Raw genomic sequence first — 25446 nt, 5'->3', positions numbered from 1 at the left:
AAATTTTAAATGTCAAATCATAAATGTCGAATTATGAATCTTGCACACCCCATGCAAAGCTAAAAATCAGAGTCCATAATTGAGAATTACTTTCAGGTGAGCTCTTTCGCCGCTTCATCAACGGACTTGTAAGAATTGAAAATCTGATTGAGCTTCGTGATCTTGAAAAGATCGAGAACGCGCGAACCGGCGTTTGCGATCTTCATATCGCCGCCTGCCTGGCGAACAGTATTCAGGCTTGCTATCAATATTCCGAGCCCGCTGCTGTTTATATGCTCGACGGACTTCATGTCGACGATAAAATTCTTGATCCCACCGTCGACTAATTTGCGAACTTCGTCGCTCAACACCATGGCATCTGGTCCGCCCACGATGTTTCCTTCGACTTCAAACAGGACGACGCCGTTCTTAAGCTCTTTTTGCCGCAACTTCATATCGCTTCTCGATTTCTAATACAGGCGACTGTGTTTCAGTCAAACGCAGGTCAACCTTTTTAACATAAACATTATAGTCAACCACAATGGCAGACGCAACGTAAATTGAAGAATACGTTCCCGTAACCACTCCGATCAACATCGAGAACGCAAAACCTCTTGTCACTTCTCCGCCGAAAATAAGCAGGACGAGGAGTACCGCGAAGGCGGTGCTCGAGGTAATAATAGTGCGGCTCAACGTATCGTTTATGCTCCGGTTCATCACGCGGATTAAGTTTTCCCCTTTGTATATTTTTAAATTTTCCCTGATCCTGTCGAAAATAACGACCGTGTCGTTCATCGAGTAGCCGACGAGCGTGAGAAATGCCGCGACGATCGTCTGGTTGACCTCAAGATTGAGCCATGGCACAAGCCAGCCGAAAATCGCAACCGCGCCGAGTGTAATCAGGACGTCATGGAACAAAGCAAGCACGGCGCCCAGAGCATAAATAAATTGGAAACGGAATGAAACATATATGAGAATCGCTATCAGTACATAGAAAATTGCCATCACTGCGTCGCGTCTCAGCTCCTGACCTATCTTCGGTCCGATATTGTTTCCCTGAAGGAACTGAATCTGCGTGTTCGGCAAAGAACTCTCCAATTGACTTTTTATCTTATCCGTAGGATCCCCTTGATCAGTCGCTTTCACACGAATCAAAAGCTGGTTGTCCGCTCCGAAAGTTTTGATCTCGGCGTCACCGAAACCGATCTTGTCAAGCGATGAGCGCACAGCCCCGATATCGGGAGCCGGGCTGAAACTGAGAGTCAATTCCGTCCCGCCTTTGAAATCAATGCCGTAGTTCAACCCGCGGATGGCAATCGTAATCAGACCGAGGAGTATCAGAGTCGCCGATACGGTGTACCAAATGTACCGCTTTCCAATGAAGTCAACACTTGTTCTAGGGAAAAAACGCATCAAATCTCCAATTTTAAATTTCGAATCTTAAATTTTGAGTTGAAACTTCGCAATTTAAAATTTCTGTTCATCCAAAGTTTATGTGAGTCGCGCCGCGCTCCACCATCAAATCGAAAATGACTCGCGTGATAATGATTGCACTGAAAAGACTTGCGACTATACCGATCATTAACGTCAGCGCGAATCCTTGAACCGGTCCGGTTCCGAACTGATATAGTATCGCACCGGTAAAAAATGAAATTATGTTCGCATCGAAAATTGCAGAATACGCCTTCGAGTACCCTTGATCTATTGCCGCTCTCAGGGTCTTGCCGGTCGTGAGTTCTTCTCGAATGCGCTCGTATATTAACACATTGGCATCGACGGCAACTGCAATTGTCAGGATCATTCCGGCGATACCGGGGAGTGTCAACGTCGCATGGAAAGCGGCGAGGACCCCGAGAATAAACAGGATATTTAGAAGAAGCGCGAAGTCAGCTGCAGAACCGCCGGTGCGATAGTAGAAAATCATAAATAGGACGATAACTCCGAGTCCGATTACACCCGAAGTAACGCCGTTCTTAATTGAGTCTTCACCGAGCGAAGGACCGACGTTCCTTTCCTCGACGATATCCACAGGAGCAGGAAGAGCGCCGGCACGAAGTACGATCGCAAGCAAATTCGCTTCTTCAACATTTGCCATCCCTTCGATCTGCGAATTTCCTCCCGTGATTCTATTTCGCACCACAGGCGCAGAATAAACTGCATTATCAAGAACGATGGCTATGCGCTTATTAATGTTCGCCCCTGTGATTCGCGCCCAGTCGCGCGCACCATCAGAACTCATTTTCATTTCGACGATCGGCTGGCTGCTGGTCGGATCGATCCGTGCCTGAGCATCTGTGACAACTCCGCCGGTCAACTCGGCATCTTTCTTCACGACAAAAAGCTCATAAAACTTTTGACCCTGTGCGACAATCTGCGGCTTTGCACTGAACAGAAATTGGAAATCGGTCGGAATAACCCGTGCAACATCTTCGCGGTTAAGCGTCCGCATAAGCCTATCGCGGTCGTTTTCCGCAACGTAAGCATCGCCGCTCTGTGAATTAATTCGTACGAGTGCAAAGAACGGATGTTTGCGCGCAAATTGTTCCGCAGTCATGTTCGAGTCTGAAGCCGCCGTATCAGATGAGGCCGAAAGAGTGTCGGTCTTACCCGCAAGGATATTGTCGATAGCCTGATATACTTTTATGACGACGTCAGGCGGCTTGAGGAGTTTGAATTCAAGCAGCGCCGTGCCCTGAAGCAGCTGCCTCACTTCCGACTCGTTGCTCACGCCTGGAAGCTCGACGATAAATCTTGTGCTCCCTTGCTTCTGTATCGAAGGCTCCGACACACCATACTGGTCAACGCGGTTCCTGACTATCTCCATGGCGCGGTCAACGGCGGTCTTTGTCTGGTCACTAAGATAGGACATAACTTTGCTGTTGTCATCTCGGATATCTCCGTAATACCGGCTGAGCCGGATACCGCGCTGGTCAAACTGCTGCTTTAACAGATCGAGCGGCGATGCCTCGGTCTGCTTCGCCTGGGCTGCAACCTGCTGCATGATCTGGTCGAACGTCTGGTCCTTATTCTTCGCCATGTCCTCAAGCATCTTCACGATGTTCACTTCGAGAACTATGTGCATGCCGCCCTGTAAGTCGAGACCGAGTTTTATTCTCTTTAGTTTGGCGTCTACAATGCTGTTGGCGTTGGCATCATAATACTGAAGGCTGTCGGCTGAAAAAGAAGATTTCAGGCTGTCGAGATACAGACGCTTCACCGAATCCGGCATTTGCGGTAGAGGATGAGACCCAAGGTAATCCGCGTATTTGACCTGACCGGAAAGCTGCGTCAGTTTTTTCTGATAAGATGCGCTCTGGTAAGTGGGGTAAAGATAGTAAAGTGCAAGCGCAATTGCGGCAACAATCAAGATTATCTTAAAGCGATTTTTACGCAAAAAAATTCCTCCGGCATTTGAAATTTTAAAATCCCGAACATAACACGGATGTAATCGTTTCGGGAGAAGTTCGGTTTCACACGACGTGAATTAACCGACAAAACCGAAATCAATATATCAACCGACAGAGTGAAAATCAATTTACGCATGTGGTTGTAAGTACACTCGCAACCGATTGGAATCCAGGTCTTAATTCACGTAAATTACGACCAGGTAGATCGATGAGATCAATACCGGATTTGTGCCGTTAGTGCTTCCGCAAAGTATGCAAAGAAATTCTTGACAGAAGTGTGACAGATTTTTGACAAGAGTTCAAATGTCAGCAGATATATTCAGCAAGGAGATTTATCGATGAACCTCACGAAATCTAAATCCGTGTTCATTGTGCTCGTCTTGATGATGTTCTCGGCGATCTGGGGATGCACATCGAGCGATATCGTAACCCGCCAAGATTACGCCGCAACATTTGCCGCACCGGGCAATTCGTCATCTCCATATTTAAAGGTACACATGATGAACGGTGATGTTTATGTTTTGACGAAATGGGAGAAGGAAGACGATTCGAAAATGATGACCGGCATCGGGAAACACTATGATCTTAACAGGAATCCGATGCCGGACAGCAGCTTCAGCATCCCTTTCGATAGCATTGCTGTATTTGAGACCAACACAGTTAATTCATCACCCGCAATCGCGGCAATGGCTATCGTTACCGGAATATCGGTAGCCATGACCATCTATTGTGCTGCCAATCCCAAGGCATGCTTCGGTTCCTGTCCAACCTTCTACGCCTGGGATGGAAAAAGAATGAGAGTTCAGGCCGAAGGTTTCTCGGCAAGCGTGCTCCCTGCCTGGGAGGAAAATGACATCGATGCACTTTATTTAGCAAAACCAACGAACAAGAATTTTGAGGTGATTCTCACGAACGAAGCGATGGAAACGCATGTCATCAGGTACGCCCACCTCCTGATTGCTCACCGCTCGATGGGGAAACGAGTGTTCGTAACACCTTCCGGCGAATTTTTCGAAGCTGACACGATCATCAAACCCATTTCCGCAATCGCACCTGAGGGCAGCTGCCTCGACAAACTTTCAGCAGCCGACGACGTAGAAAGATTTAGCACCGCTGACTCAAATAACCTCGCATCGAAGGAAGAAATAGAACTCACATTCGACTCAGTTCCGAAAGGCAACTTGGGCCTTGCACTGGGTTACCGGCAGACTCTTTTGACTACATATCTATTCTATCAAGCGCTCGCCTACATGGGAAGTTCAGCAGGGCAATGGGCTGCCGCTGTGCAACTAGAAACTGGAACCTACGCAAACATGCTGAAGCGATTGTTCTGGGCCCCTGTTAGCACAATCGAGGTGATGACGCAGGACAAAAATGGGAACTGGCAGAGATCGGGGGAATTTTCAGAGATAGGTCCCATCGCGACAAATGTTGAGCTTATCCAGCTTCCTCAGCCAGCATCTTCAACGATGAAGATCAAGCTCAGGATGACGCGCGGCATGTGGCGACTTGATTATGCTGCGCTTGTGCACTTAAGCAAGAAGGTCGAACCGTTAAAGGTACAACCATCCGTGGTGGTTCGGGGAGACACCATGATAGATGAGAAAGCAAGGATGAGTTTAGCAGGTGAAGCAACACCTCTGGTTACGATGCCCGGCGATAGATATTCCATAATTTACAAGTTGCCTGACGACTATGAGAACTACGAGGTTTTTATTGAATCGAAAGGGTACTACCTAGAGTGGATTAGAAAAGAATGGATCGCAGAAGAAAATCCAAATATGACCATGATGATGTTTGCAAATCCCAGCCAATACTTAAAAGTCCTTGCACCACAGTTCAAGAGGATAGAACCTCAAATGGAGAAAGACTTTTGGAGGAGCAAATATGTCCAACATTAAATTCTTGACAGCAAAATTGTTTTCTCTCTTTGCCGTTTTCGCAATATCAGGATGTGCGGTAACGAAAGCACCGAGCGGCTATTTGCCGGACGATACCGAGACTCAATGGGAAGTATATGGCGGTTGGATTACATTGGACCTCTCTACCAAAGCTAAGGACTCTACGGTGGCCGGCGAGTTTATTGCCTTCCAGGACAGTTCTGTTTATGTGCTCACCGAAACCAAACCGGTTGTCGTTCCCTGCGGTAAAATTAGTCACGCCGCTCTAGAGTTTCACTCAAACAAGTCGGGAATAGTCGGCGGATGGACAGCTTTGGGAACACTCTCGACCATATCACACGGTTTTTTCTTTATCCTTACTGCTCCACTATGGCTTCTGACCGGAATTCCCGCAACTATTTCCGAATCCTATTCAGGGAAATTTAATCAAACCAAGCCCGATCTGGACTGGTGGAGTGAGAACAAAAAGTATTCCCGTTTTCCTCAAGGCATTCCGCGGGGGTTGGACTTATACAGGTTGAAGCTGAAGAAACTTGAGCTATGAAAACACTGAAGACATGTTTCCTGATCATTGCTTTGATGAGCACCGACTCCAGATCTCATAACAGAATTGTGAGCGTCACACTAATACCTCTTGTCGGCGACACGCTTGACGGGAATCAAAGAAAATTTTTCGGGCTTTTCGAAGACATCGAAAGTTTCCAGTGGGCAGTCTTCTCTATCGACCAAGACAGCAATGTCACCGCGAAGATATGTTTTTTAGAAAATGGGATCTATGAATTCAATGAAAGTCATATGGGCCCGCTTGTCTCACTGCGGGACCGTCTTGGCGGTATTCTTATTTCGAAAAATAAAAAGCCCCGGGAAGGCTTTCTGTACTCCGCATTCGGAATAGCAAAGATACCTCAGATCGGAGATTCGTACCCTTCGGGAAGGTCTTTTTCAGTCAGATACGAATTGGGATGTAATATAGGAATATGGGCAGCGGCCGCCTTAGCAATCGACGGGTACGACCCGACACATTACGCTACGATCAGCTTCGTTATTGCCATTCATTCTCCAAGAGACTTTCATGGATTGACGCCATACGTTTACTACAATCCACGGCCATTCGGGGAAGGTTTTCGAGCCGCAAAATATTTTAGTCAAGCAGCCGGGGTTGGTCTCAGGTTGACTCTAGTCAAACACCTGCTCACGCTGCGCGCAGGCGGCACACTGCTCTTCACGACCGCCGACGTTTTGACCAATTCTTTTCCTTACTGGGAATACGGAACAAAAAGAAAGGTCCTTTTCATCGCAGAGATGTCTTTAGAGCTATTACACTTCGGTATCGACTAATGATCATCCCTCTTGCCGACGGCTTCGATTAAAATACTAGGATGCTGGCCCCTACTCCGAAAGATAAGAGGTGACAGACAGCCCATGTCTGCAGCTGTCTGTCATGAATAATTTAGAACCTTCGACGGCCTCCGCCGCCACCGAAACCACCGCGCTTCGGTCCACCACCCCTTCGGCCGCCGCCGCCTTTCCGGTCATCGGTGCGTGGACGAGCTTCGTTCACGTTCAAGGCTTTTCCCTTCAGTTCTTTTCCGTTAAGGCCATTTATGGCAGCGGATGCTTCCTCCTTCACCGGCATCTCAACGAATCCAAAACCGCGATACTCTCCGGTGAATTTGTCCTTAATGATGTTCACTGTTGAAACCTGTCCAAACGCTGCGAACGCTTCTCGCAATTCATCCTCGCTCAGGTCCCTCGAAATGTTACCTACGTAAATATTCATTACTGCTCCTCTATTATTAAAAGTTCAATTCCACGCTTTCCTTAACGGGAATCCTACGCTAACGTTAACAAATTTGCAATCCAATTCCAAACCATCACAGCCCGCAACTTTACTTGGAAGTCGCAGCCAAGGCAAGATCTACTCCTCCCCGAACAGGGCCATCGAACAAGTGTATATAACAACTTTTCGAGTTAAATTTTAGCATGGGAAAAAAACCACAAATCCTGATATCGAACGACGACGGAATCGACGCCCCGGGACTCTACGTCCTCGCCAAGCGACTCAAGCAATTCGCAGATGTCGCAGTCGTGGCGCCGAGCATTCAACAAAGCGCAGTCGGGCACGCGATAACTGTTCGAACACCTTTGCGCGCTCATGAATTTAGACGTGATGGAAAGCTGTTCGGATATGCGGTGGATGGAACACCGGCGGATTGTATCAAACTGGCAATCCGGTCACTCATCAAACCGAAACCGGATCTTATCATCTCCGGAATAAATGACGGCCTCAACACCGCCGTGAACGTTATTTACTCGGGAACCGTCAGCGCGGCCACCGAGGGAACAATTCTGGGCATTCCGTCGATAGCGGTTTCGATTGAGTACACGCAAAAACCTGACTTTGAGCCTGCCGCAAAGGTTGCCTCGGCAATTGCAAAGTATATTCTGAAACACGGCATCCCAAAGGATACAATCCTGAACATAAATGTACCGTCGATCCCAGCAAAAAGAATTAAGGGAATAAAATTTACTCGACAAGGCCGTTCAAGATGGGACGACAAGTTCTACTTGCGGAAAGATCCAAAGAACAGGGATTATTACTGGCTTGCAGGCGATATGCGGATACTTGATCACGATGAGAATGTCGATCAGGTTGCACTGAGATCGGGATTTGTTTCCGTTACCCCGATACACTTCGATCTGACGCATCACAAGTTCCTGGAGAAAATGCAAAAAGAATGGAACGGAAAATTTAAGCTGAGATTTTAGGAGACGACAGTCTCTAGGAAGGCTCTGAAATGTCGTGCTGAGTTCCTGGGAAGAGTTTGATAGAACTTTTATCCGCGGAAAACAAAATCAGTCGTCAAGTTGTATGTTGTAGGTGAGCTCGACAGCTTTCTTCAGCATACCGGCAACGGAACAATATTTTTCCTGCGATAAAGAAACCGCATGCTCGGCATCTTCCTTCCTGACTTTCCCATGAATTATGTAAGTGATGTGAATCTTCTTGAACACCTTGGGAAAATCGTCGGCGCGTTCACCCGCGACATTTATTTCGAGCCGCGTCATCCCCGCGCGCTTCTTCTGCAATATGGAGACGACGTCCATCGCGGTGCAGCCCGCAAGCGCCATCAGAATCATCTCCATCGGACCCGATGCGGCACCTGCACCACCGTCTTTTAGAGAAGTGTCTATCGTGGTCCAGTGATTCGACTCGCCTTTGGCCAGGAACGTATTCCCTTCAACCTGCTTTAGCTGTATCTTCATTTTCGATCTTCCGAAGACATCGATTCGAACAAAAGTTGTTTGACCAAATTCTCAAACACAGTGGCATCGCGGTAGCCTTCAAACACCGCCCGAACAAAACCATTCTTATCGATCACGAACGTTGTCGGTATTCCTCTAATGCCCCCATATGCCGACACGACTTCTTCAGTGCCCAGGACAACCGGATAATTCATCCCGAGTTGCTTCATGAACGGTGCGACCTCCTTCAATCCACCTTCATCCAAAGACACTCCGAGCATCTGGAAATCATGGCTTTTATACTGAGAAGAAAGCTTGATGAAATCCGGGATCTCCGCTTTGCATGGCGCACACCATGTCGCCCAAAAATCTAGGATAACAACTTTTCCGCGGTAATCAGACAGCTTGATTGTTTTCCCGTCAATCGAGGTCAGCGTGAAATCCGGAGCAATTTCCCTGTTCGTACCTACGGTCGCAGATTGCTTCGGAAGATTTGTGGCCGATGCAGAATTACTGCTGCTCGACTCTCCTAAATACACAGCGCCTGCTACGAGTGCTATTACACCTATTACAATCAAATGGAAATGCTCTTCCAGAAATCCTCCTCGCTTTACTTTGTGTTCCATCTCGCATCACCTTAATTATATATGCCTTCATCTTTTCTGCCACATGAATATCTAATTCATATCCAGGGTTTTCGATATTTTTTCGACGATCACTTTCTTGGGCACTGCCCCAATTATCCTGTCGACCATCTCTCCTCCTCGGAAGAATCCGAGCGTCGGAATACTCACAATGTTGTACTTTATGGCGATATCCATGTTCTCATCTGTGTTAACTTTGAATACTTTCAATTTGTCGCCGTATTCCTTCGCGATCTCCTCCACAAGAGGTGCAACCATCCTGCATGGTCCGCACCACGGGGCCCAGAAGTCAACCAACACCGGCGTCGTCGAATCTAAAACTTCAGTTTTGAAACTTGCGGTTGATGCTTCAATAATATTTGACATTTCTTTATCCTTTCAATAGAAATTCTACTTTCGCTTAATTTGATGCAGAGAATCATAAAGAGTTTCACCATTATAACATAACGACGGAAGATTTAGTTTTGAATGCAAGCAGAGTGGAATTCGACGGCAAACCGTCCATCTGAACAACACGCACTAACCTTGACCTCTGAGACTTTTTCTACGAAGCGATTTGCTTAAAGAACTGCGTCAGGAGTCTGACGCCGACACCAGATCCGCCTTTCGGCGCATAATCTGTCACCTCTTCAAGCATCGCAGTCCCGGCGATATCGAGATGAACCCACGGATAATCCCCCACAAACTTCTTCAGAAACAGTGCGGCGGTAATCGCTCCTGCCCAGCGTCCGCCGACGTTCTTTACATCCGCAATGTCACTTTTTATTTGCTTCTCATATTCTTCAAAGATGGGCATTTGCCACACGCGCTCATAAGTTTTCTCGCCCGCCTCTTTCAGCTGTGCCATTACCTCGTCGCCGGTTCCGAACATCCCCGTCGCATGCTGACCGAGCGCGACAACACACGCGCCGGTCAGAGTCGCAAGATCAATTATCGCTTTGGGTCGATATCGCTGGGCGTAATAAAGTCCATCGGACAAGATAATTCTGCCCTCGGCGTCGGTATTATCAACCTCAATCGTAATTCCCGACATCGTGGTCACGACGTCGCCCGGTTTATAGGCAGAGCCGCTGGGGAGATTTTCGGTGCACGGTGCAATCCCGGCAATGTTGACAGGGATTTTTAGGGCAGCAACCGCCTGCATGGTCCCTATGACAGCTGCAGCGCCTGCCATATCCATCTTCATCTCACCCATATTGGACGATGGCTTGATCGAAATTCCGCCACTGTCGAAGGTAATCCCCTTTCCGACGATTGCGTACCAATCTCTGCTCTTCGGATTGCCTTTATATTCCATCGTAATAAATCGAGGTGGCCTCGCACTCCCGGAATTGACCGCGAGCAGTCCGCCCATTTTCAGTTTCCGAATCTGCTTTTCATCGAGAATTCTCGCCTGAAGATGATATTTCTTCGCCATGTCCGATGCAACTTCGGCAAGCACTTCAGGATAAACTTCGTTCGCAGGCGCATTCGACAGGTCGCGCGTCAGACAAACGGCGTCGCAAAGAATCTCGGCATCACGCGCCGCTTTCTTTCCGATCGCCGAGCTCACATTTTCGAGGGCCACGGTAACTCCTTCGACTTCAGATTTTTCCTTCCTCTGAGTTAAATACTTGTCAAATCTGTAATAGCCAAGTTTGATCCCTTCAACAATCGCATGGACAGTTTCGTAATCGCTCAGCTGTTCAACGGTCGAATCGAGAGTTGAAATGACTGCCGACTTTGCCTTTGCATGTCTTGCCCCTTTTATGCCGGCAGCGGCCGTACGCCTGATTTTTTCATTTGTCAGTTGAGATTTCTCTCCCAGGCCGATCAGGAAAACGATGCGATGAGCTCCGACAGAATACACTGAAAGCTCCTGCTCCTTGTCGCCTTCAAAGCCGCCGGCCTTCAAAGCCGCCTCAATTTGTTTTTTATGATCACCGAAGAGATGATCCACTTTACCATAGTGCACCTTTCCCTCTTTTCCGGCAGCTAAATCGTCCTTGGTGAGCAAAAGGATGAGGGCATCCGATTTTACGGCGGTAGCTTTTTTCTCCAGAAACTCGAATTTCATTTCTCCTCCGAAATATTTTTCGATGGCAGGATTCTTGATGCGTCTTTCAAAACTCTCGGTATTATTTCATCGAGATGCGCGCCGAACAGCCTCGCGCCCGCCGCATTCTTGTGCCCTCCTCCCCCGTAAAGTTTTGCGAGCTCGTTCACGGAAACATCACCCTTGGACCTGAAGCTGATCTTGATTCCATCCGGCAGCTCCATGAAAAAAATTGAGACCACGACCCCGGAAATTGCGCCTGCGTAGTTAGCAAATTGTTCCGTCTCATCCGGAACAACGCGATTCTTTTTCAGCTGCTCTTGGGTGATCGAGAAGTATGCCACTTTTCCTTCGTAAGCCAATTGAACGTTCTGGAGAACTTCACCGAGAAGTCTAGTCCTGCCAATCGAATTCTGCTCGTATAAATTGTTATAGATGTAGTTCGGGTCGACACCGACATCGAGAAGATGGGCCGTGACGCGATGAATATCTCCATCCGTCCGTGGAAAACGAAATGAACCAGTGTCCGTCATTATCGCAGCATATAAAGCTTCGGCAATTCCTTTATCCAAAAGGTTAGGATCATAAGCCATCAGGCATTTATAAACAATTTCTGCCGTCGCAGGAGAATCCAAATCTATGAGCTGGTAGTCCACAAAATCCTGTGCTTCGAGATGATGATCGATGATCACTTTCCTTGCTTTGCTTTCAAGAAAAGATTTCTCCATGCTTCGCAATCGGGAAGGATTGTTCATGTCAACGGCAACCAATACATCTGCGCCGAGAACGAGTTTGCCGTCCTTTTCGGGATCAAATTTCTTAATTTCGTTATCGTAGTCCATGAAAGCATGGTTTGCCGGCGTCTCACTGTGATTTAATATTGCAGATGACTTTCTTAATTTTTTCAAGAATCGATGCAAGGCAAGTTCCGATCCAAGTCCGTCGGCGTCCGGGTTAACATGAGTGGTCAGAACAAACTTGACGTTGTCATCGACCAGCATCCTGAAAATGTTCGCAATTTCTTTCACGGCAAGGACCGGTGAGTGGATCATTTATCCTCCATCATGCACTAATAAGGAGCTCCTAATCTCAGATTTCAAGATTGAAGAAATACTGAATCGCAAATCCCGTGTCCAAAACAAAACCGGCGGGATTTCGGCACCGGCAATCGTTTGGAATTCATCTATCGGAGCTTAGGATTTTGAATCACTTAACAGATATCACAAATAAGAAAGGGGAATCACGCGATTCCCCCAAAAGACTAGTTTGCAGAAACGACCCAGGTATTACCGGACTTTAAGAGTTTGTCAAGATCTCCGGCACCTCTCTTTTTTGTAACTGCTTCTATTTGCTCGATCATCAATTCTTCGTAGCTCTTCCGCTCGACCTGGTAAAAAACTCCGACAGGTGTCGGGAGACCCGGTCTCTCGCTGAAAGTCGCGAGGAGCACTGCAAGGTCAAGCGAAGATTCGTTGTAAACCAGAATGTCGTTCACACTCCATTTGCCGTCTTTCAAAGATACGACTTCCGGCGTGAAAACGTTCAACCTAATTCCTTTGTCGTTTTCCTTTCCGAAGATCAACGGCTTACCGTTTTCTAGGTAGACGACATTGTCCGCTTTCGTTTCTTTCTCGGTAAGGATCTCGAATGCTCCGTCATTAAAGACGTTGCAGTTCTGGTAAATTTCCAGGAAAGCTGTTCCATGATGTCTCGCTGCACGAAGAAGAATCTGCTGAAGATGCTTGGGATCGCGGTCCATCGAGCGCGCCACGAAAGTCCCGGCGGCGCCAAGCGCAAGCTGAACAGGGTTGAACGGATAATCTACCGTCCCGTAAGGCGTCGACTTTGTTTTCTTGCCGAGCTCAGAGGTCGGTGAGTATTGACCTTTCGTCAAGCCGTAAATCCTGTTATTGAACAGAAGTATCTTCAAGCCAACATTTCGCCGTAATGCGTGTATGAAATGATTTCCACCGATCGAAAGCGCGTCGCCGTCACCGGTCGCGACCCAGACGGTAAGATCCGGATTCGCGGTTTTCACTCCGGTTGCAATTGCTGGAGCACGTCCATGTATTCCATGAACACCGTAGGCTTCCATGTAATACGGAAACCTGCTCGAGCAGCCGATGCCTGACACAAATACGTGTTTTTCTTTCGAGACGTCGAGCTCGGGAAGAATTCTCTGCATCTGCGCCAGAATAGAGTAGTCACCACATCCGGGACACCACCTTACATCCTGATCTGAAGCGAAATCTTTCGCCGTATATTTCTTCGCCTGGACTTCACCATTTCCACCAGTTATAGCCATTATTTAGCACCTCCTAAAACATCTTTGATTGCTTTATCTAATTCATTGGATCGAAGAGGTAACCCTCTCACCTTATTAAACTGAACAACCGGAATGAGAAATTCGCTCCTCAAGAGTTTCGAAAGCTGGCCCAGATTAATCTCGGGCACAAAAACATTTTTAAAATTTTTCAGAATGTTTCCCAGGTTTCTGGGAAATGGATTCAGATATCGAAGATGAACATGGGACACCTTATAGTGCAGCTTACGCAGTCTTTCGACGCTTGACCGAACTGCGCCGAAGGTGCCGCCCCAGCTCACTGCGAGAAGATCGCCGCTCTCTTCGCCGTAAACTTCCTGCATGGGAATGTCTTTCTCGATGCCCTTCACCTTCTCGGCTCTCAAGTGTACCATGAAATCATGGTTATCCGGGTCGTAGCTGACATTGCCGGATATATTTTGTTTTTCCAGACCGCCAATTCTGTGCTCAAGGCCCGGCACACCGGGAATTGCCCACGGTCTGACATTATTTTCGTTCCTCGAATAAGGATGGAAATTTTCAGGATCGGACCTGAAATGTACCGAGATTTCGGGAAGGTCCTTAGCATCCGGAACGAGCCACGGTTCGCTGCCGTTCGCGAGATAGCCATCCGTAAGCAAGTACACCGGCGTCATATATTTGACTGCAATTCTAGCAGCTTCATAAGCCATATTAAAACAATCCGCGGGAGTCGCGGCTGCGAGCACGGGAGCGGGAGCCTCACCATGGCGTCCGTAAGTCACAAACATTAAATCTGCCTGCTCTGTCTTTGTGGGCAAACCGGTTGAGGGTCCTCCGCGCTGCACATCGACGATAACCAGAGGAAGCTCGAGCATGATCCCGAGACTGATAGTTTCTGATTTCAATGCCGCGCCCGGACCGCTTGTTCCAGTCACCGCCAGGTTGCCGGCATAAGACGCACCGAGAGCTGCCCCTGCAGCCGCAATTTCATCTTCAGCCTGGAAGGTCTTCACCCCGAAATTCTTGTACATCGATAAGTTGTGCAAAATGTCGCTCGCGGGAGTAATCGGGTAACTCGCATAATAAAGTGGCACACCGGCTTTACTCGCAGCGGCCACAAATCCGAGAGCGGTCGCTTCATTGCCGGTAATATTCCTGTACAGACCGGGTTTCAGTTGTGCGGGCTTCACTTCGAACCGGGAAGCAAACGCCTCCGTCGTGTCGCCGTAATAGTAACCTGCTTTCAATGCTTTAAGATTGGCCTCCGCGATTTTCGGCTCGCTGCCGAATTTTTCTCGAATCCATTCTTCCGTCGCTTCCGTCGCGCGTGAATACATCCAGTACATCAGCCCGAGGGCGAAGAAATTTTTGCAGCGCACCATCTCTTTCTGAGTCAATCCGATCCCCTGCAAAGTGTTTAACGTCAACTTTGTTATCGGGACATCGATCACTTGATAATCTACAAGCGAACCATCCGTCAATGGATTTGATTTATATCCTGCAAGCTCAAGATTTTTGTCGTCAAAGGAATCCGTATTGGCGAGTATCAATCCGCCGTTCTTCAAATCTTTCAGGTGAACTTTCAGCGCCGCAGGATTCATCGCAACGAGGACATCCGGATGATCGCCGGGTGTAAGAATATCTTCGCTTGAAAAATGAAGCTGGAAACTCGAAACTCCGAACAATGTTCCGGCAGGCGCCCTAATCTCGGCAGGATAATCCGGAAGAGTGCTCAAATCGTTTCCGGCAAGCGCCGTCGTGTTTGTAAATTGCGTACCCGTCAACTGCATCCCGTCTCCCGAATCACCAGCGAATCGGATCACAACAGCATCCAGTATCTTAGTCTTCTTACTCATTCAAATTACCTCTTTATAATAGCGTTCATGACAGCTCATTGAGAAATGGGAACCACTTTGCAAAATAACCTGAGAGCACGGTCAAATTGTTCGTCATTATCAAAATTCCAACCAATACTAACAAAATTCCACCTGTCACTTCAACCCATCTGATGTACTTGCTGAATCTCCTGAAGAATCTGAGAAATGCATTTATGCTCAGGCTCGTCGCCAAGAAAGGCACGCCCAGTCCAAGCGAATAAGCAGAAAGGAGTATCACTCCTTTGCCGATGGTGTCTTGCTGAGCCGCGATCGCCAGTATCGCAGCGAGAACCGGCCCGATACACGGTGTCCATCCAAAGGCAAATGCAAGTCCGGCAACAAACGAACCGAGAAGACCGATTTTTTTTGCCGTATGAAACCTCTTCTCGTAATTTAAAAATTTTATTCTGAACAATCCGATCATATGAAGGCCGAACACAATGATTATTGCGCCTGCTATCTTGGAAAACAAATTTAATTTCTGAACAAGCAACTGCCCGATAGCCGTCGCGGAAGCTCCAAGGGCCACAAAGACAACGGAAAATCCTAGCACAAAAAACACAGAATTAAGAGTCACTTTCTTGAACAATTCCGAGCGCGTGACCATCTCGTCAAAACTATAACCACTGATGAATGACAGATACCCCGGCACGATCGGCAGGACACACGGAGATATGAAGGAGATTATCCCGAACAGAAAAGCAGTGAGGATATTTACGTTCTCCAATTTCCATTCCCCGTTAGGTTAGAAAGAAACTCAAGGCTGTTTAGGTAAATCTTGCGGCTCGAGATAACCGGATCAAACCGAACTCGTGAAGAGCAAACTAGCATCGCTTAATGAGATGTTTGGTGCGGAACAAAGGTTCAATCCGCAAAAGACTATTTATTCCGCCTGTTTCTTCACTGAAACCTTTATCTCAGTGGTCACTTGTTGATGAAGTTTCAAAGGCACTTTGTACTCCCCGATCGACTTAATCGGCTCGGCCAGCTCGACGCGTCTCCGATCGACCTCGAATCCCTTTTCCGCAAGTTTGTCCACAATCATCTGCGAAGTAACCGATCCGAATAATTTGTCCTCTTCACCGGCCTGGACCTCGAGCGATATTTCGACGCCGTTCAGTTTCTCGGCCAGCGTCTTCGCATCATGTACTTCGCGGTTCAGCTTCGCCTCGTATGCTTTCTTTTCGTTCTCGATCATCTTCAAGTAACCCGGTGCGAAGGGATATGCAACTTTCTGTGGAATTAAGAAATTCCTCGCATAGCCGTCACGCACATCGATCACTTTTCCTATTTCACCGAGACCTTCATAATTTTTTCTCAGTATTACTTTCATATCGACTCCAAAAAAATTTACAGTTTTCAGTTCTCAGAGTGATAGACATCCCACCAACCTCCGATGACTGATAACAGGTTACTATCTAATTATGTCCGAAACGTAAGGCAACATGGCAAGATGGCGCGCGCGTTTAATCGCGAGAGCAAGCTGCCGCTGGTGTTTCGCGCAGGTTCCTGTCACGCGCCGGGGAATAATTTTCCCCTGCTCGGAGGTAAACTTTATTAGACGTTTGTCGTCCTTGTAATCGACATAAACGTCTCCGTTCTCACAGAACCTGCAGATTTTTCTCTTCTTTATTTCTTTGACTGGTACCAATTCATTTACTCACTGATTTTTGTTGAGACGCGATGTCCTGCGCCTGTATTCCGTTATTTTTAAGCAATTCAGATTCCTCACTCGACAAGAAATGATCGAAAGAATCATCCGTGAACGATGATGGCTCTTCGTCTGCAACCTGCTCAGGGGAAACATCGTTGAAATGACCTTGTTTGTTCAGGAACTGTATCCTTCTTGCTTTGATCTCTACGATCGAACGATGATGCCCGTCGTCAGTTTTCCAATTCCGGCTTTGCAGTTCTCCATCAACCAAAACGGCATTACCCTTCTTTAATTTGTCGCGACAGCTGTCGGCAAGCTTGTTCCACGCAACAACCCCGACGTAGCAGACATCTTCCTGCCATTGGTTCCCGCTGTCGCGGAATTTTCTATTGGAAGCGACTGTAAAATTCACAACCGGAGTTCCGTTCGTCGTTTCGCGAAAGACAGGATCTCTAGTAAGATTTCCGGCAATTATGACGCTATTCATTTCGGGCATCTTTAGATCAGCCATAAATCCTCCATCATAAAAATTATAAGGCCGCAATTGGAAGTCCGCTCTCAGCTCACGGCTAAGGGCCTACCACCAACCACTGTTTCTAGTTGTGATCTTTTTCAGCCATAGCAGTCGGTATATCTGCCTGCTCGGTTTTGGAAACGCGCTGCCGCCGGCGTTTTTTTACACCTGCACGCGCTTTCAACATGTTCTTGTCAACTACAACGGTAAGATGTCGAATGACATCTTCATCAAGCTTGAACACCTGCTCCAGCTTGGGAACCATATCGGTCGGTGACTTGTGCAGCAGCTGTATGTAGAAGCCGGCATTCCTTTTCTTAATTGGATACGCAAGGCGCCTTCTTCCCCAGCGGTCCGCGTTCGTCACTTCGCCACCGTTCTTTGATATGAATTCTTGATAACGTGTTATTACCGTCTCGACCTGATTATCTTCGAGATTGGAATTTATGATAAACGTTGTTTCGTATTCACGTTGAACGATATTCAGTTTACTTCACCTCCTTGTTAGACGATAGCATCTAATTAAATCTGTTCATAGCAATTTCAATCCCTTCATCAATGAAGGCGAATACCGCATCCGCAGCATCCATCACCATTTTCCTTACCTCAGGAACTTCAACCGCATCAAATTTCGAAAGAACAAAATCCACCATGTCTCTTCCCGGCACAACTTTATCGCTCCCTATGCCGCATCTCAAACGCGGGAAACCGTCATCGTTTAAATGATATATGACAGAGTAAACTCCGTTGTGGCCGCCATCGCTGCCGCCCTTTTTCATACGGAGCTTCGTAAGCGGTATATTGAAATCGTCATAAACAACCAACAAGTCTTCGAGCCTCGTGCCAAACCTGTCCATGGCATCCTTAACGGCGATACCGCTGTTGTTCATGAAAGTCGTGGGTTTCACTAGAATGACTTCTTCACCAGCGTACCGGATTTCAGAAAAATAATATTCCCCCTTCCCCGGCGCAAAACTTTTTCTCGATTTTGCAGAAACCTCGTCGACAACCATGAAGCCGACGTTATGGCGTGTTCCTTCATATTCCCGACCTACGTTTCCCAGACCTACAATCATCTTTTGGCTCACCAATCAAAACCTTGGCGTTTCGGAAAGTACAAAAGCAACGACCTTGCTTCTCTACTTCTTTTCCTTCTCCTTTTCCTTATCCTTGGGTTTTTCCTTCTCTTTTGCTTTCTCGGTCTCCTCCGGTTCCTCTTCACCTTCCTCAGCCTTCTTCGTCTTACCGATCACCTCGGGCTCTGTCGGCTCCTCAGTAGCTACAGCCGCAGTTTCCGGAGTCTCCTCTTTGATGGTCGGAGGCGGAACCACCGTCACGATCGCAGATTCAGGATTGTCGAGAATTTTCACCCCATCCAATTTGAGATCTTTTATATGAATAGAATCTGCAATTCCAAGTTCATCGATATTGATCTCGACATGTTCGGGAACATTTTCCGGATCACATTGAATCTTGATCCTATGAATCGAGTGCTGGATTATTCCTCCGTCCTTGACCCCCTTAGGTGTTCCTACAAGCTGGACGGGAACCTGCACAGTTATTTTCTGTCCTTCTTTGATTCCGTGGAGATCAAAATGCAGGATCTTGCCGGCAACTGGATCAAACTGTACATCGTTCAGGATGGCGCGGCGTTCTGTACCATCCTGGAATTTTACTTTGATGAGATGAGTCGTACGCGAGGTCGCAAGGCCGCGGACCGGCGCTTCGTCAGCCTGTACCACTATATTCTCTGCTCCGAGATAAAATACCCCGGGAATCTTTTTCTCAACAAAAAGCCTTTTCGATTTCTTACCCAGCAAAGTCCTTTTCTCAACATTCAAAACAACTTCTTCCATCGCTTCCTCTACTACTTGATTTCGAATAATGAACTAATTGATTCGTTCTGATAAGTTCGTCTGATCGCTTCCGCAAAAAGCCTCGCCACAGATCTAACCTCGATTTTTTCAGACGTATGATTTAGCGGCACGGTGTCGCTTACTATGAGTTTCTTAATCGGACTCCTGCTTATTTTTTCAAAAGCGTTCCCGCTCATGACGGGATGTGTGCAGGCACCATAAACGTCCGTGACGCCCGCCGATTTCAGAGCATTGACTCCCGCAACAAAAGTCCCACCGGTATCGATAAGATCATCAACGATAAGCACATTCTTGCCCTTCACGTCGCCTATAATATTTACGACTTCGGCGACGTTCGCCTTCGGCCTGCGCTTGTCAATCAACACGAGATCTGCTTCGAGCCGCGTTGCATAAGCCCGCGCAAATTTTATCCCGCCAACATCGGGGGATACAACAACCAGGTTCGGTATTTTTAAGTCCTTGATGTATTTCACAAAAACGGCAGACGAGTACAAATGATCGACCGGTATGTCGAAGAATCCCTGGATCTGAGCCGCGTGCAAATCCATGGTCAATATGCGCGATGCACCGGCTTGGGTCAGCAGATTGGCTATCAGTTTCGACGATATGGCGACTCGCGGCTGATCCTTTCTATCCTGACGCGCATATCCAAAATACGGAATTACCGCCGTGACTCTCGATGCGGAAGCGCGTTTGGCGGCATCTATCATAATAAGAAGTTCCATCAGATTCTCGGCAGGCGGGAAGGTACTCTGTATGATGAACACATCCGAGCCCCGGATGTTGTCCGAGTACTTCACCCAGATTTCACCGTCGCTAAAATTAACGATCTCTCTTTCTCCGAGAGGCTCGCCGATCTCATGAGCAATTTTTTCCGCAAGCGGAATATTGCTACGGCCGGAAAATATTTTCATGCCATCCATTATGGGTAATGATTTTCTTTCATACAGCAAGGATTCTCAGCAGTGGAGAATTCGGATCTCCGACAAAGTAAAATCTGTCGGAACGCCTTGCAGTTCAGATAAACTTCTCAGATTTGTTAACTAATTTGTCAATCGTTGCTGGGGCTGCAGGATTCGAACCTGCGAGTGTCCCGATTCCACAAGTGGGATCGGGATGCCTTACCATTTGGCTGCGCCAGCAACTTCCAAAAATCTTGCAGTCCCTTTGAGACCCTTGAGCTCTCGCTCACGTCTCATTGCTTTTCCACGCGTCTCATACTTTTCAAAATAGACTACCGACCACGGCCTAAATGCCTTCGTCGACTTCACTCTTCCCCGGTTGTGTCTCCTGAGCCTGTCTGTAAGGTCTTTGGTCTGACCAACGTAGAATCGCTTTGCCGTCAGGCTCGACAACACATACACATAGAAGCTCATCTTTGCTGGGGCGGCAGGATTCGAACCTACGAGTGGCGGCTCCAAAGGCCGCTGCCTTACCACTTGGCTACGCCCCAATCTGGGGACTCTTAAATAACCTGAGGCGTATCATTATTGGCGTCCGAACCTACGAGTGTCCCGATTCCACACAGTCGAATCGGGATGCCTTACCACTTGGCTACGCCCCAATTCTTCAATCCAACAAAGATTGCGACGCTTGGGATTTGCCAAGCACAAGCTCTTTAAAGCGTCGTGGCATAAAATATAGCCATCGGGAAGGAAAAATCAAAGATAGAAGGAGGTTCCCGACACAACACCCGGCTACATGCGCATTTCAATTCTCACGGGACGTTTTCGCATCTGTCCAATTCCACCACTTCAGCCGATCCGGGTGCTGGATGGATTTTGCGGTTGAAGCATAATAAACAGCACACCTGAAAACGTAAAGGAGACAACGATCCTGCACAATCCCCTTTTTTTCATTGACCAATCTATAGAGTGTTTCAGGATTTTTCCCCTTCAAGTCTTGCATCGATTTGATCCCGATTGAAAGAAAATCCTGTGCGATCGATTTTCCAACTCCCGGAATTTGTAGAAGATCTTTCATCGATTTGTCGGCGATCCTCATGATTAACCTCGTAATATCTCACATTAGCCAATACCCAATGAATATATCTTCAATCATTCGAAAAACAAACCTGATAACTGTCGAGTATCCAATTGCAACAGGGCGACTTTTATTTTATTTTCTTGGAAAGCAAAACACACAGGAGGAGAAGATAGAATGGCGCAGTCATTTAAGATTTCGACAACTTTACCCGCCACCGCAAAGAGAATTTACAGCGCATGGCTGAGCGGCAAAGAACACGCGGCGTTTACAGGCGAAAGAGCGCGGGTGGATCCAAAAGTCGGCGGTCGTTTCACCGCTTTCGGTGATTACATAAAAGGGACAAACTTAGAACTTCAGCCGAACAAAAAAATTGTTCAAGCCTGGCGGACGACGGAATTCCCTGCCGACGGTGAAGACTCCAGATTAGAGGTAACCCTGGAGCGTGTAGATGGTGGTACAAAACTTACACTCACACACAGCAACATTCCCGACGGTCAAGCCGATTCGTACAAAGATGGATGGAAGAAATTCTATTTCAAACCTATGAAGGAATATTTCGGGGCGAAAAAGTAGGTCGAGTTTAACGAGGACGAACTACATATTGAACCAGTACGTAAACTTTAGAAGGAAAATGTTATCGGGACGTGCAGACATGAGGCGTCTCAGGTCGCGGTCTATTTCCATGAAACCCGGCAACTGAGAGTCGGTTCTATTTTGTGTCCAGACAAGATACAGCGTCGAACCTGGCGTGTATTCCCATCTCAATATGGCATCGCCGCGCAAAGACTTGTAGTTAAAATTCGGGTCGGAAAAGGTAAATGAGTTGCCTTGTCCACCGGGGTCAACCTGATATGTACCAGCGACCTCAGCAATCGTGCTTCCGTCTCTCCCGTAAAAATTGAAATCATAAGAACCCGGTCTCGCAAGTTCCTTATAGTTATGGTAATCTCCGGCCGATATAAGCGGTTGCGCATAGAGCTGGAGACTTAGCTGGGGCGTGAATGTCCAGTCGAGTCGGATGGTTGCCGACAGCGTTTTTTGTTTCAATGTTGCGAAAACATATCGGGTCCCATAAGTACTCACCGCAGACTGATCGACGAAGTTCCCAACCCACTGCGCATCCCAATTCGATTGCTCAAATGACGGTCCAAGGCTGAATGAAACGTCGGGCTGCGGTCTCCATTGAACGGTAGTGCTATATGTGACATCATGGTCACCGGTCCGGTAGTTTAACGGATGTACTTCTGCGTTCACAATCCAAATTTTTCTATCATCAGAGCTTAGTTGGATATCAGTTTCCCAGCCGGGCAGGTTCAACACTCTGGGGCCACCGCGAGTCGAATAATCACTCATGCTCTGTGGATTATAAGCAAAGAAGCCGAAGACCGAATAGTAGTTCAAGAATGTAATGTTGCCTTGTGTGAAATAGCCGCTCCAAGTGACTTTTCCTCCGAAATCATAGCTCCTGAACAACGCAAAGTAGAGGCCCGCATAACGAGCGAACGTTCCAGGCTCGGTCCATTGATAGCCGACCACCGTGTGGCCGTTCACTACGTCTCCGCGCCACATGAAACCGAGGTCATTGACATCGAACCTCGGATCGATAAATCCGAGAGCTGCGTTTACGTAAACATTTCCCTTCTGCTTGTTTAGCCAGACTCTTCCCGCGTAGCCTGTCAATGAAGTTGCGTTGCTGTCAAAATGAAGATAGCCCGCATCCGGCCGCTGCAAGTAATGAGGCTCACTCTCCTGCAATGAAATCATTCTGTTCCTGTCACCCTTAACCTCGCTCATTCCTGTCCATCCGGTCAAAACCCATTCCTTATCACGATCCAAAAATGTCCAGCCATCCGCAGCGAATACCGCCTCGCTGCCATTTAGTTGATCTCTCAAAGTGCTGTCCCTGAAGCTACGTTCGGACAGCGTAGAAATGAATCCAATGCCCTGGTTGCCTGCATTCATTTCCTTGCGAATCCTCGCTACTCCATAGTAAGTCAGAGGCTCTACGGGGACGGAAAAAATATTACCGGACGAATCTACACGCGCGTTTTGAGACGCCGTCACGGCGTCTACCATTCCGACGGTCCATCCGTCACCGATCCGCCCCGTAAGTTTGGCCGCGCCGATTATCGGGGTACCGGCGGGCTCATCAACAAAGTCAGCTGACGGAACGCTTCCTTCCGGCGGTCGCCCAATCCTCCGGCTGTAGAAAAATTGAGGATTGCTAAAATTAAAGCCCCAAAAATTATTTGCCCCTCCTTGACCGAAGTTATTGAAAATATCCGCCCCCTCGATGAAGAATGGTCTTTTCTCATCGTAGTAAGTCTGGATATCGCTCAGGTTCACAACCGCCGGATCGACTTCGACCTGGCCAAAATCCGGATTTATTGTTCCATCAAGCGTTAGATTATTTCCTATGCCGATTTTGAAATCTCCGCCGATACCGGGAGTATATCGCGAACCGTCGTTGAACGGATCGCTGGATCCAACATTCAAATACTCGGCCTTAGTAATAAAATACGGAAGCAACTCTACCGGACGATGTGCGTTGATATCCCGTATCCCGATTAAATCAATAAATCGAGAGGCAAATCCGCTGGAGTTTTTCGGGGTGTAGACCGCATAGTCATCTTCATTATTCCGTCCGATGAACCTCTCAAAGTCAACCCCCCAGATGTAAGAAGTGTCATGTTCGAATCTCAATTGAGAGAACGGGATTCTCATCTCGGCAGTCCATCCGAGAGAATCGACGTGAGCTTTTCCCTCCCAGACTCCGTCCCACGTTCCGTCGCTCCAATCATCATTGTAAAGCACGCCGTCGCCAATTGTGCCGGCAGCGTTGATTGCAAAATAAAACCCTGACCGATGATCATGATACGAATCTACGTAGAATACGAAATAATCAGAAGAAACCTTAGTGTCTCTTCGTGCCAGGCGCGCGACAATAGAATCGGGAGCGGTATCATACATTCTCGCAGCGACGTAAATTGCTTCGTCGTCGTACGCTATCCAGACTTCAGTTCGCTTGCTCGGTTTTGTCCCTTCGTTCGGATCCCGCTCCTTAAATCGTGCAAACCCATCGCGATGCCAAACCTGTTCCGAAAGGATGCCATCTATTTTTATTTCCGAATCGCACCGAACAGCTTCAACAGACGTCGAGTCTCTCCGATCTGCAAGTAGATTCGAATTGATAAACAGGATATGGACATTTGCTGCGGTTAGCAAAAGAAGCAGATGCTTCACTTGCCTTCCCCTGATTTCAAAATCTTTATGCTTCCGTTTACAGTCTCAGCATTAACATATCCATCACCATTACCTATCTTCCCATCAATCGAATCCCCGATCTTAACGAAGGAATGATCATCACTATCGCGTGATAAGACAATGCCAAAATCATTTGAAATATGCCCGCTGACCGTCTTTGCTTTTATTCTCGCGTTCAGATCTGCAGGTAAATTAACTGCGATCGACCCATTCACAGATTTTATTCTCAGATCGCATCGGGACTTCAATGAGGCAAAATCAGCATCAATTGTTCCATTGACTGTTTCCAGTATGCAATCATTCTTGACATCCGACGCTCGGACAATTCCGTTTATCGTTGACGCGTTCATCTTTCCACCGACTCCTGAGATCTCTATGTCGCCATTGATGATCTTTATTCTGTCGAGGTTGGCATCCCTCGGTACGGTGATCGTATACTCCACCCACGGTCCATGGTCATTGTGAGTATTGTTATCGTCAGGGTATTTGGTGTCTATGTCTACAAGGTCTTGAGAAGCATTGACAACGATCTGCAACTGTTCCATCATGTCTTTGTCGTCTGCACGCTTTTCGGCATCGACTTCGACTTCACGCTTATCCCAGACTTTTATTTCCACCCCGCCGTTAATATTGTTCAGCCGTACTGAGCCGCCATCTGAGAGCGCGTATGATTGATGGAACTCCTCGACGACCTCACTTCCGCGGACCATCGCCTGGCTTGAACGTGCTGCGAGACAAATAAAAACTACGGTGAGAAATTTTGTGGCTTTCATATGGC

At 47.6% G+C, this 25446-nt stretch carries 28 protein-coding genes and 2 tRNA genes; 5 read left to right on the top strand and 25 right to left on the bottom strand.

What is annotated here, in order from left to right:
- Positions 1-92 precede the first annotated feature (92 nt).
- From VLX91_07290 to secD, 3 genes are all read right to left on the bottom strand, one after another.
- Positions 93-434, bottom strand: a complete 342-nt coding sequence (locus VLX91_07290; protein ID HUI30003.1) for an STAS domain-containing protein — start codon at positions 432-434, stop codon at positions 93-95.
- Complete coding sequence (secF, locus tag VLX91_07285; GenBank protein ID HUI30002.1) at positions 409-1392, bottom strand: protein translocase subunit SecF; 984 nt, start codon at positions 1390-1392, stop codon at positions 409-411. Before secF ends, VLX91_07290 begins: the two co-directional genes overlap by 26 nt.
- Before the next feature lie 67 nt (positions 1393-1459).
- Positions 1460-3373 carry a protein translocase subunit SecD gene (gene secD, locus VLX91_07280; protein ID HUI30001.1) on the bottom strand — a complete coding sequence of 638 codons (1914 nt, stop codon included), beginning with the start codon at positions 3371-3373 and terminating at the stop codon, positions 1460-1462.
- A gap of 351 nt (positions 3374-3724) precedes the next feature.
- Here secD and VLX91_07275 point away from each other — a divergent pair, with 351 nt between their 5' ends.
- From VLX91_07275 to VLX91_07265, 3 genes are read left to right on the top strand one after another with little or no spacing between them, the layout of a single operon-like run.
- A complete protein-coding gene (locus tag VLX91_07275; GenBank protein HUI30000.1) occupies positions 3725-5287 on the top strand; it encodes a hypothetical protein in 1563 nt (520 codons plus the stop codon).
- Positions 5274-5831 carry a hypothetical protein gene (locus VLX91_07270; protein HUI29999.1) on the top strand — a complete coding sequence of 186 codons (558 nt, stop codon included), beginning with the start codon at positions 5274-5276 and terminating at the stop codon, positions 5829-5831. Before VLX91_07275 ends, VLX91_07270 begins: the two co-directional genes overlap by 14 nt.
- On the top strand, positions 5828-6625 hold the full coding sequence (locus tag VLX91_07265; protein ID HUI29998.1) for a hypothetical protein: 798 nt from the start codon (positions 5828-5830) through the stop codon (positions 6623-6625). The genes VLX91_07270 and VLX91_07265 overlap by 4 nt, the downstream gene beginning before the upstream one ends.
- 112 nt (positions 6626-6737) lie before the next feature.
- On the opposite strand, the gene VLX91_07260 is transcribed toward VLX91_07265, so the two are convergent.
- Positions 6738-7067 carry a hypothetical protein gene (locus tag VLX91_07260; protein ID HUI29997.1) on the bottom strand — a complete coding sequence of 110 codons (330 nt, stop codon included), beginning with the start codon at positions 7065-7067 and terminating at the stop codon, positions 6738-6740.
- A 203-nt stretch (positions 7068-7270) separates the two neighbouring features.
- On the opposite strand from VLX91_07260, the gene surE reads away from it, so the two are divergent.
- Positions 7271-8056 carry a 5'/3'-nucleotidase SurE gene (surE, locus tag VLX91_07255; GenBank protein HUI29996.1) on the top strand — a complete coding sequence of 262 codons (786 nt, stop codon included), beginning with the start codon at positions 7271-7273 and terminating at the stop codon, positions 8054-8056.
- Positions 8057-8143: 87 nt separating this feature from the next.
- On the opposite strand, the gene VLX91_07250 is transcribed toward surE, so the two are convergent.
- The 19 genes from VLX91_07250 to VLX91_07160 form a co-directional block, all read right to left on the bottom strand.
- The gene (locus VLX91_07250; GenBank protein HUI29995.1) at positions 8144-8554 is read right to left on the bottom strand and encodes an OsmC family protein; all 411 of its coding nucleotides are present in this window, start codon (positions 8552-8554) and stop codon (positions 8144-8146) included.
- A complete protein-coding gene (locus VLX91_07245; protein ID HUI29994.1) occupies positions 8551-9159 on the bottom strand; it encodes a TlpA disulfide reductase family protein in 609 nt (202 codons plus the stop codon). The genes VLX91_07250 and VLX91_07245 overlap by 4 nt, the downstream gene beginning before the upstream one ends.
- Before the next feature lie 51 nt (positions 9160-9210).
- Positions 9211-9543 (bottom strand): thioredoxin, encoded by a 333-nt coding sequence (gene trxA, locus VLX91_07240; protein ID HUI29993.1) that lies wholly within the window; start codon positions 9541-9543, stop codon positions 9211-9213.
- 178 nt (positions 9544-9721) lie between these two features.
- Positions 9722-11233, bottom strand: coding sequence for a leucyl aminopeptidase (locus VLX91_07235; GenBank protein ID HUI29992.1), 1512 nt, complete (start codon positions 11231-11233; stop codon positions 9722-9724).
- Positions 11230-12264: a bifunctional oligoribonuclease/PAP phosphatase NrnA gene (locus tag VLX91_07230; protein HUI29991.1), complete on the bottom strand. Its 1035-nt coding sequence runs from the start codon at positions 12262-12264 to the stop codon at positions 11230-11232. The genes VLX91_07235 and VLX91_07230 overlap by 4 nt, the downstream gene beginning before the upstream one ends.
- Positions 12265-12473: 209 nt before the next feature.
- Complete coding sequence (locus VLX91_07225; GenBank protein HUI29990.1) at positions 12474-13517, bottom strand: 2-oxoacid:ferredoxin oxidoreductase subunit beta; 1044 nt, start codon at positions 13515-13517, stop codon at positions 12474-12476.
- Entirely contained in the window at positions 13517-15352 is a 1836-nt protein-coding gene (locus VLX91_07220; protein ID HUI29989.1) for a 2-oxoacid:acceptor oxidoreductase subunit alpha, read from the bottom strand. The genes VLX91_07225 and VLX91_07220 overlap by 1 nt, the downstream gene beginning before the upstream one ends.
- A gap of 25 nt (positions 15353-15377) precedes the next feature.
- Complete coding sequence (locus tag VLX91_07215) at positions 15378-16100, bottom strand: cytochrome c biogenesis protein CcdA (GenBank protein HUI29988.1); 723 nt, start codon at positions 16098-16100, stop codon at positions 15378-15380.
- Positions 16101-16256: 156 nt separating this feature from the next.
- Positions 16257-16706 (bottom strand): 50S ribosomal protein L9, encoded by a 450-nt coding sequence (gene rplI / locus VLX91_07210; protein HUI29987.1) that lies wholly within the window; start codon positions 16704-16706, stop codon positions 16257-16259.
- Between the two features lie 81 nt (positions 16707-16787).
- Entirely contained in the window at positions 16788-17024 is a 237-nt protein-coding gene (rpsR, locus tag VLX91_07205; GenBank protein ID HUI29986.1) for a 30S ribosomal protein S18, read from the bottom strand.
- A 1-nt stretch (position 17025) separates the two neighbouring features.
- The gene (locus tag VLX91_07200) at positions 17026-17538 is read right to left on the bottom strand and encodes a single-stranded DNA-binding protein (protein ID HUI29985.1); all 513 of its coding nucleotides are present in this window, start codon (positions 17536-17538) and stop codon (positions 17026-17028) included.
- Between the two features lie 85 nt (positions 17539-17623).
- Positions 17624-18022, bottom strand: a complete 399-nt coding sequence (gene rpsF / locus VLX91_07195) for a 30S ribosomal protein S6 (protein HUI29984.1) — start codon at positions 18020-18022, stop codon at positions 17624-17626.
- A gap of 37 nt (positions 18023-18059) precedes the next feature.
- The gene (pth, locus tag VLX91_07190; GenBank protein HUI29983.1) at positions 18060-18617 is read right to left on the bottom strand and encodes an aminoacyl-tRNA hydrolase; all 558 of its coding nucleotides are present in this window, start codon (positions 18615-18617) and stop codon (positions 18060-18062) included.
- A gap of 63 nt (positions 18618-18680) precedes the next feature.
- The gene (locus tag VLX91_07185) at positions 18681-19397 is read right to left on the bottom strand and encodes a 50S ribosomal protein L25 (protein ID HUI29982.1); all 717 of its coding nucleotides are present in this window, start codon (positions 19395-19397) and stop codon (positions 18681-18683) included.
- Positions 19398-19408: 11 nt separating this feature from the next.
- A complete protein-coding gene (locus tag VLX91_07180; protein ID HUI29981.1) occupies positions 19409-20332 on the bottom strand; it encodes a ribose-phosphate pyrophosphokinase in 924 nt (307 codons plus the stop codon).
- A 145-nt stretch (positions 20333-20477) separates the two neighbouring features.
- Positions 20478-20560, bottom strand: a tRNA-OTHER gene (locus VLX91_07175).
- Positions 20540-20794 (bottom strand): GIY-YIG nuclease family protein, encoded by a 255-nt coding sequence (locus tag VLX91_07170; GenBank protein HUI29980.1) that lies wholly within the window; start codon positions 20792-20794, stop codon positions 20540-20542. Before VLX91_07170 ends, VLX91_07175 begins: the two co-directional genes overlap by 21 nt.
- A 5-nt stretch (positions 20795-20799) precedes the next feature.
- Positions 20800-20871 (bottom strand) — tRNA-Gln (locus VLX91_07165).
- A 257-nt stretch (positions 20872-21128) separates the two neighbouring features.
- Entirely contained in the window at positions 21129-21422 is a 294-nt protein-coding gene (locus VLX91_07160; GenBank protein ID HUI29979.1) for a helix-hairpin-helix domain-containing protein, read from the bottom strand.
- 156 nt (positions 21423-21578) lie between these two features.
- Between VLX91_07160 and VLX91_07155 the strand changes: the two genes are divergently transcribed.
- Positions 21579-21977: an SRPBCC family protein gene (locus VLX91_07155; protein HUI29978.1), complete on the top strand. Its 399-nt coding sequence runs from the start codon at positions 21579-21581 to the stop codon at positions 21975-21977.
- Positions 21978-21998: 21 nt separating this feature from the next.
- On the opposite strand, the gene VLX91_07150 is transcribed toward VLX91_07155, so the two are convergent.
- Positions 21999-24647 carry a DUF5916 domain-containing protein gene (locus VLX91_07150; GenBank protein HUI29977.1) on the bottom strand — a complete coding sequence of 883 codons (2649 nt, stop codon included), beginning with the start codon at positions 24645-24647 and terminating at the stop codon, positions 21999-22001.
- Positions 24644-25441, bottom strand: coding sequence for a DUF4097 family beta strand repeat-containing protein (locus VLX91_07145; protein ID HUI29976.1), 798 nt, complete (start codon positions 25439-25441; stop codon positions 24644-24646). The genes VLX91_07150 and VLX91_07145 overlap by 4 nt, the downstream gene beginning before the upstream one ends.
- Positions 25442-25446 lie beyond the last annotated feature (5 nt).

Source organism: Candidatus Acidiferrales bacterium (assembly GCA_035515795.1).
GTDB lineage: Bacteria > Bacteroidota > Ignavibacteria > Kryptoniales > JAKASW01 > JAKASW01.
Note: the sequence above shows the minus strand (reverse complement) of the source record. Positions and strands in the feature narration are given on the sequence as shown.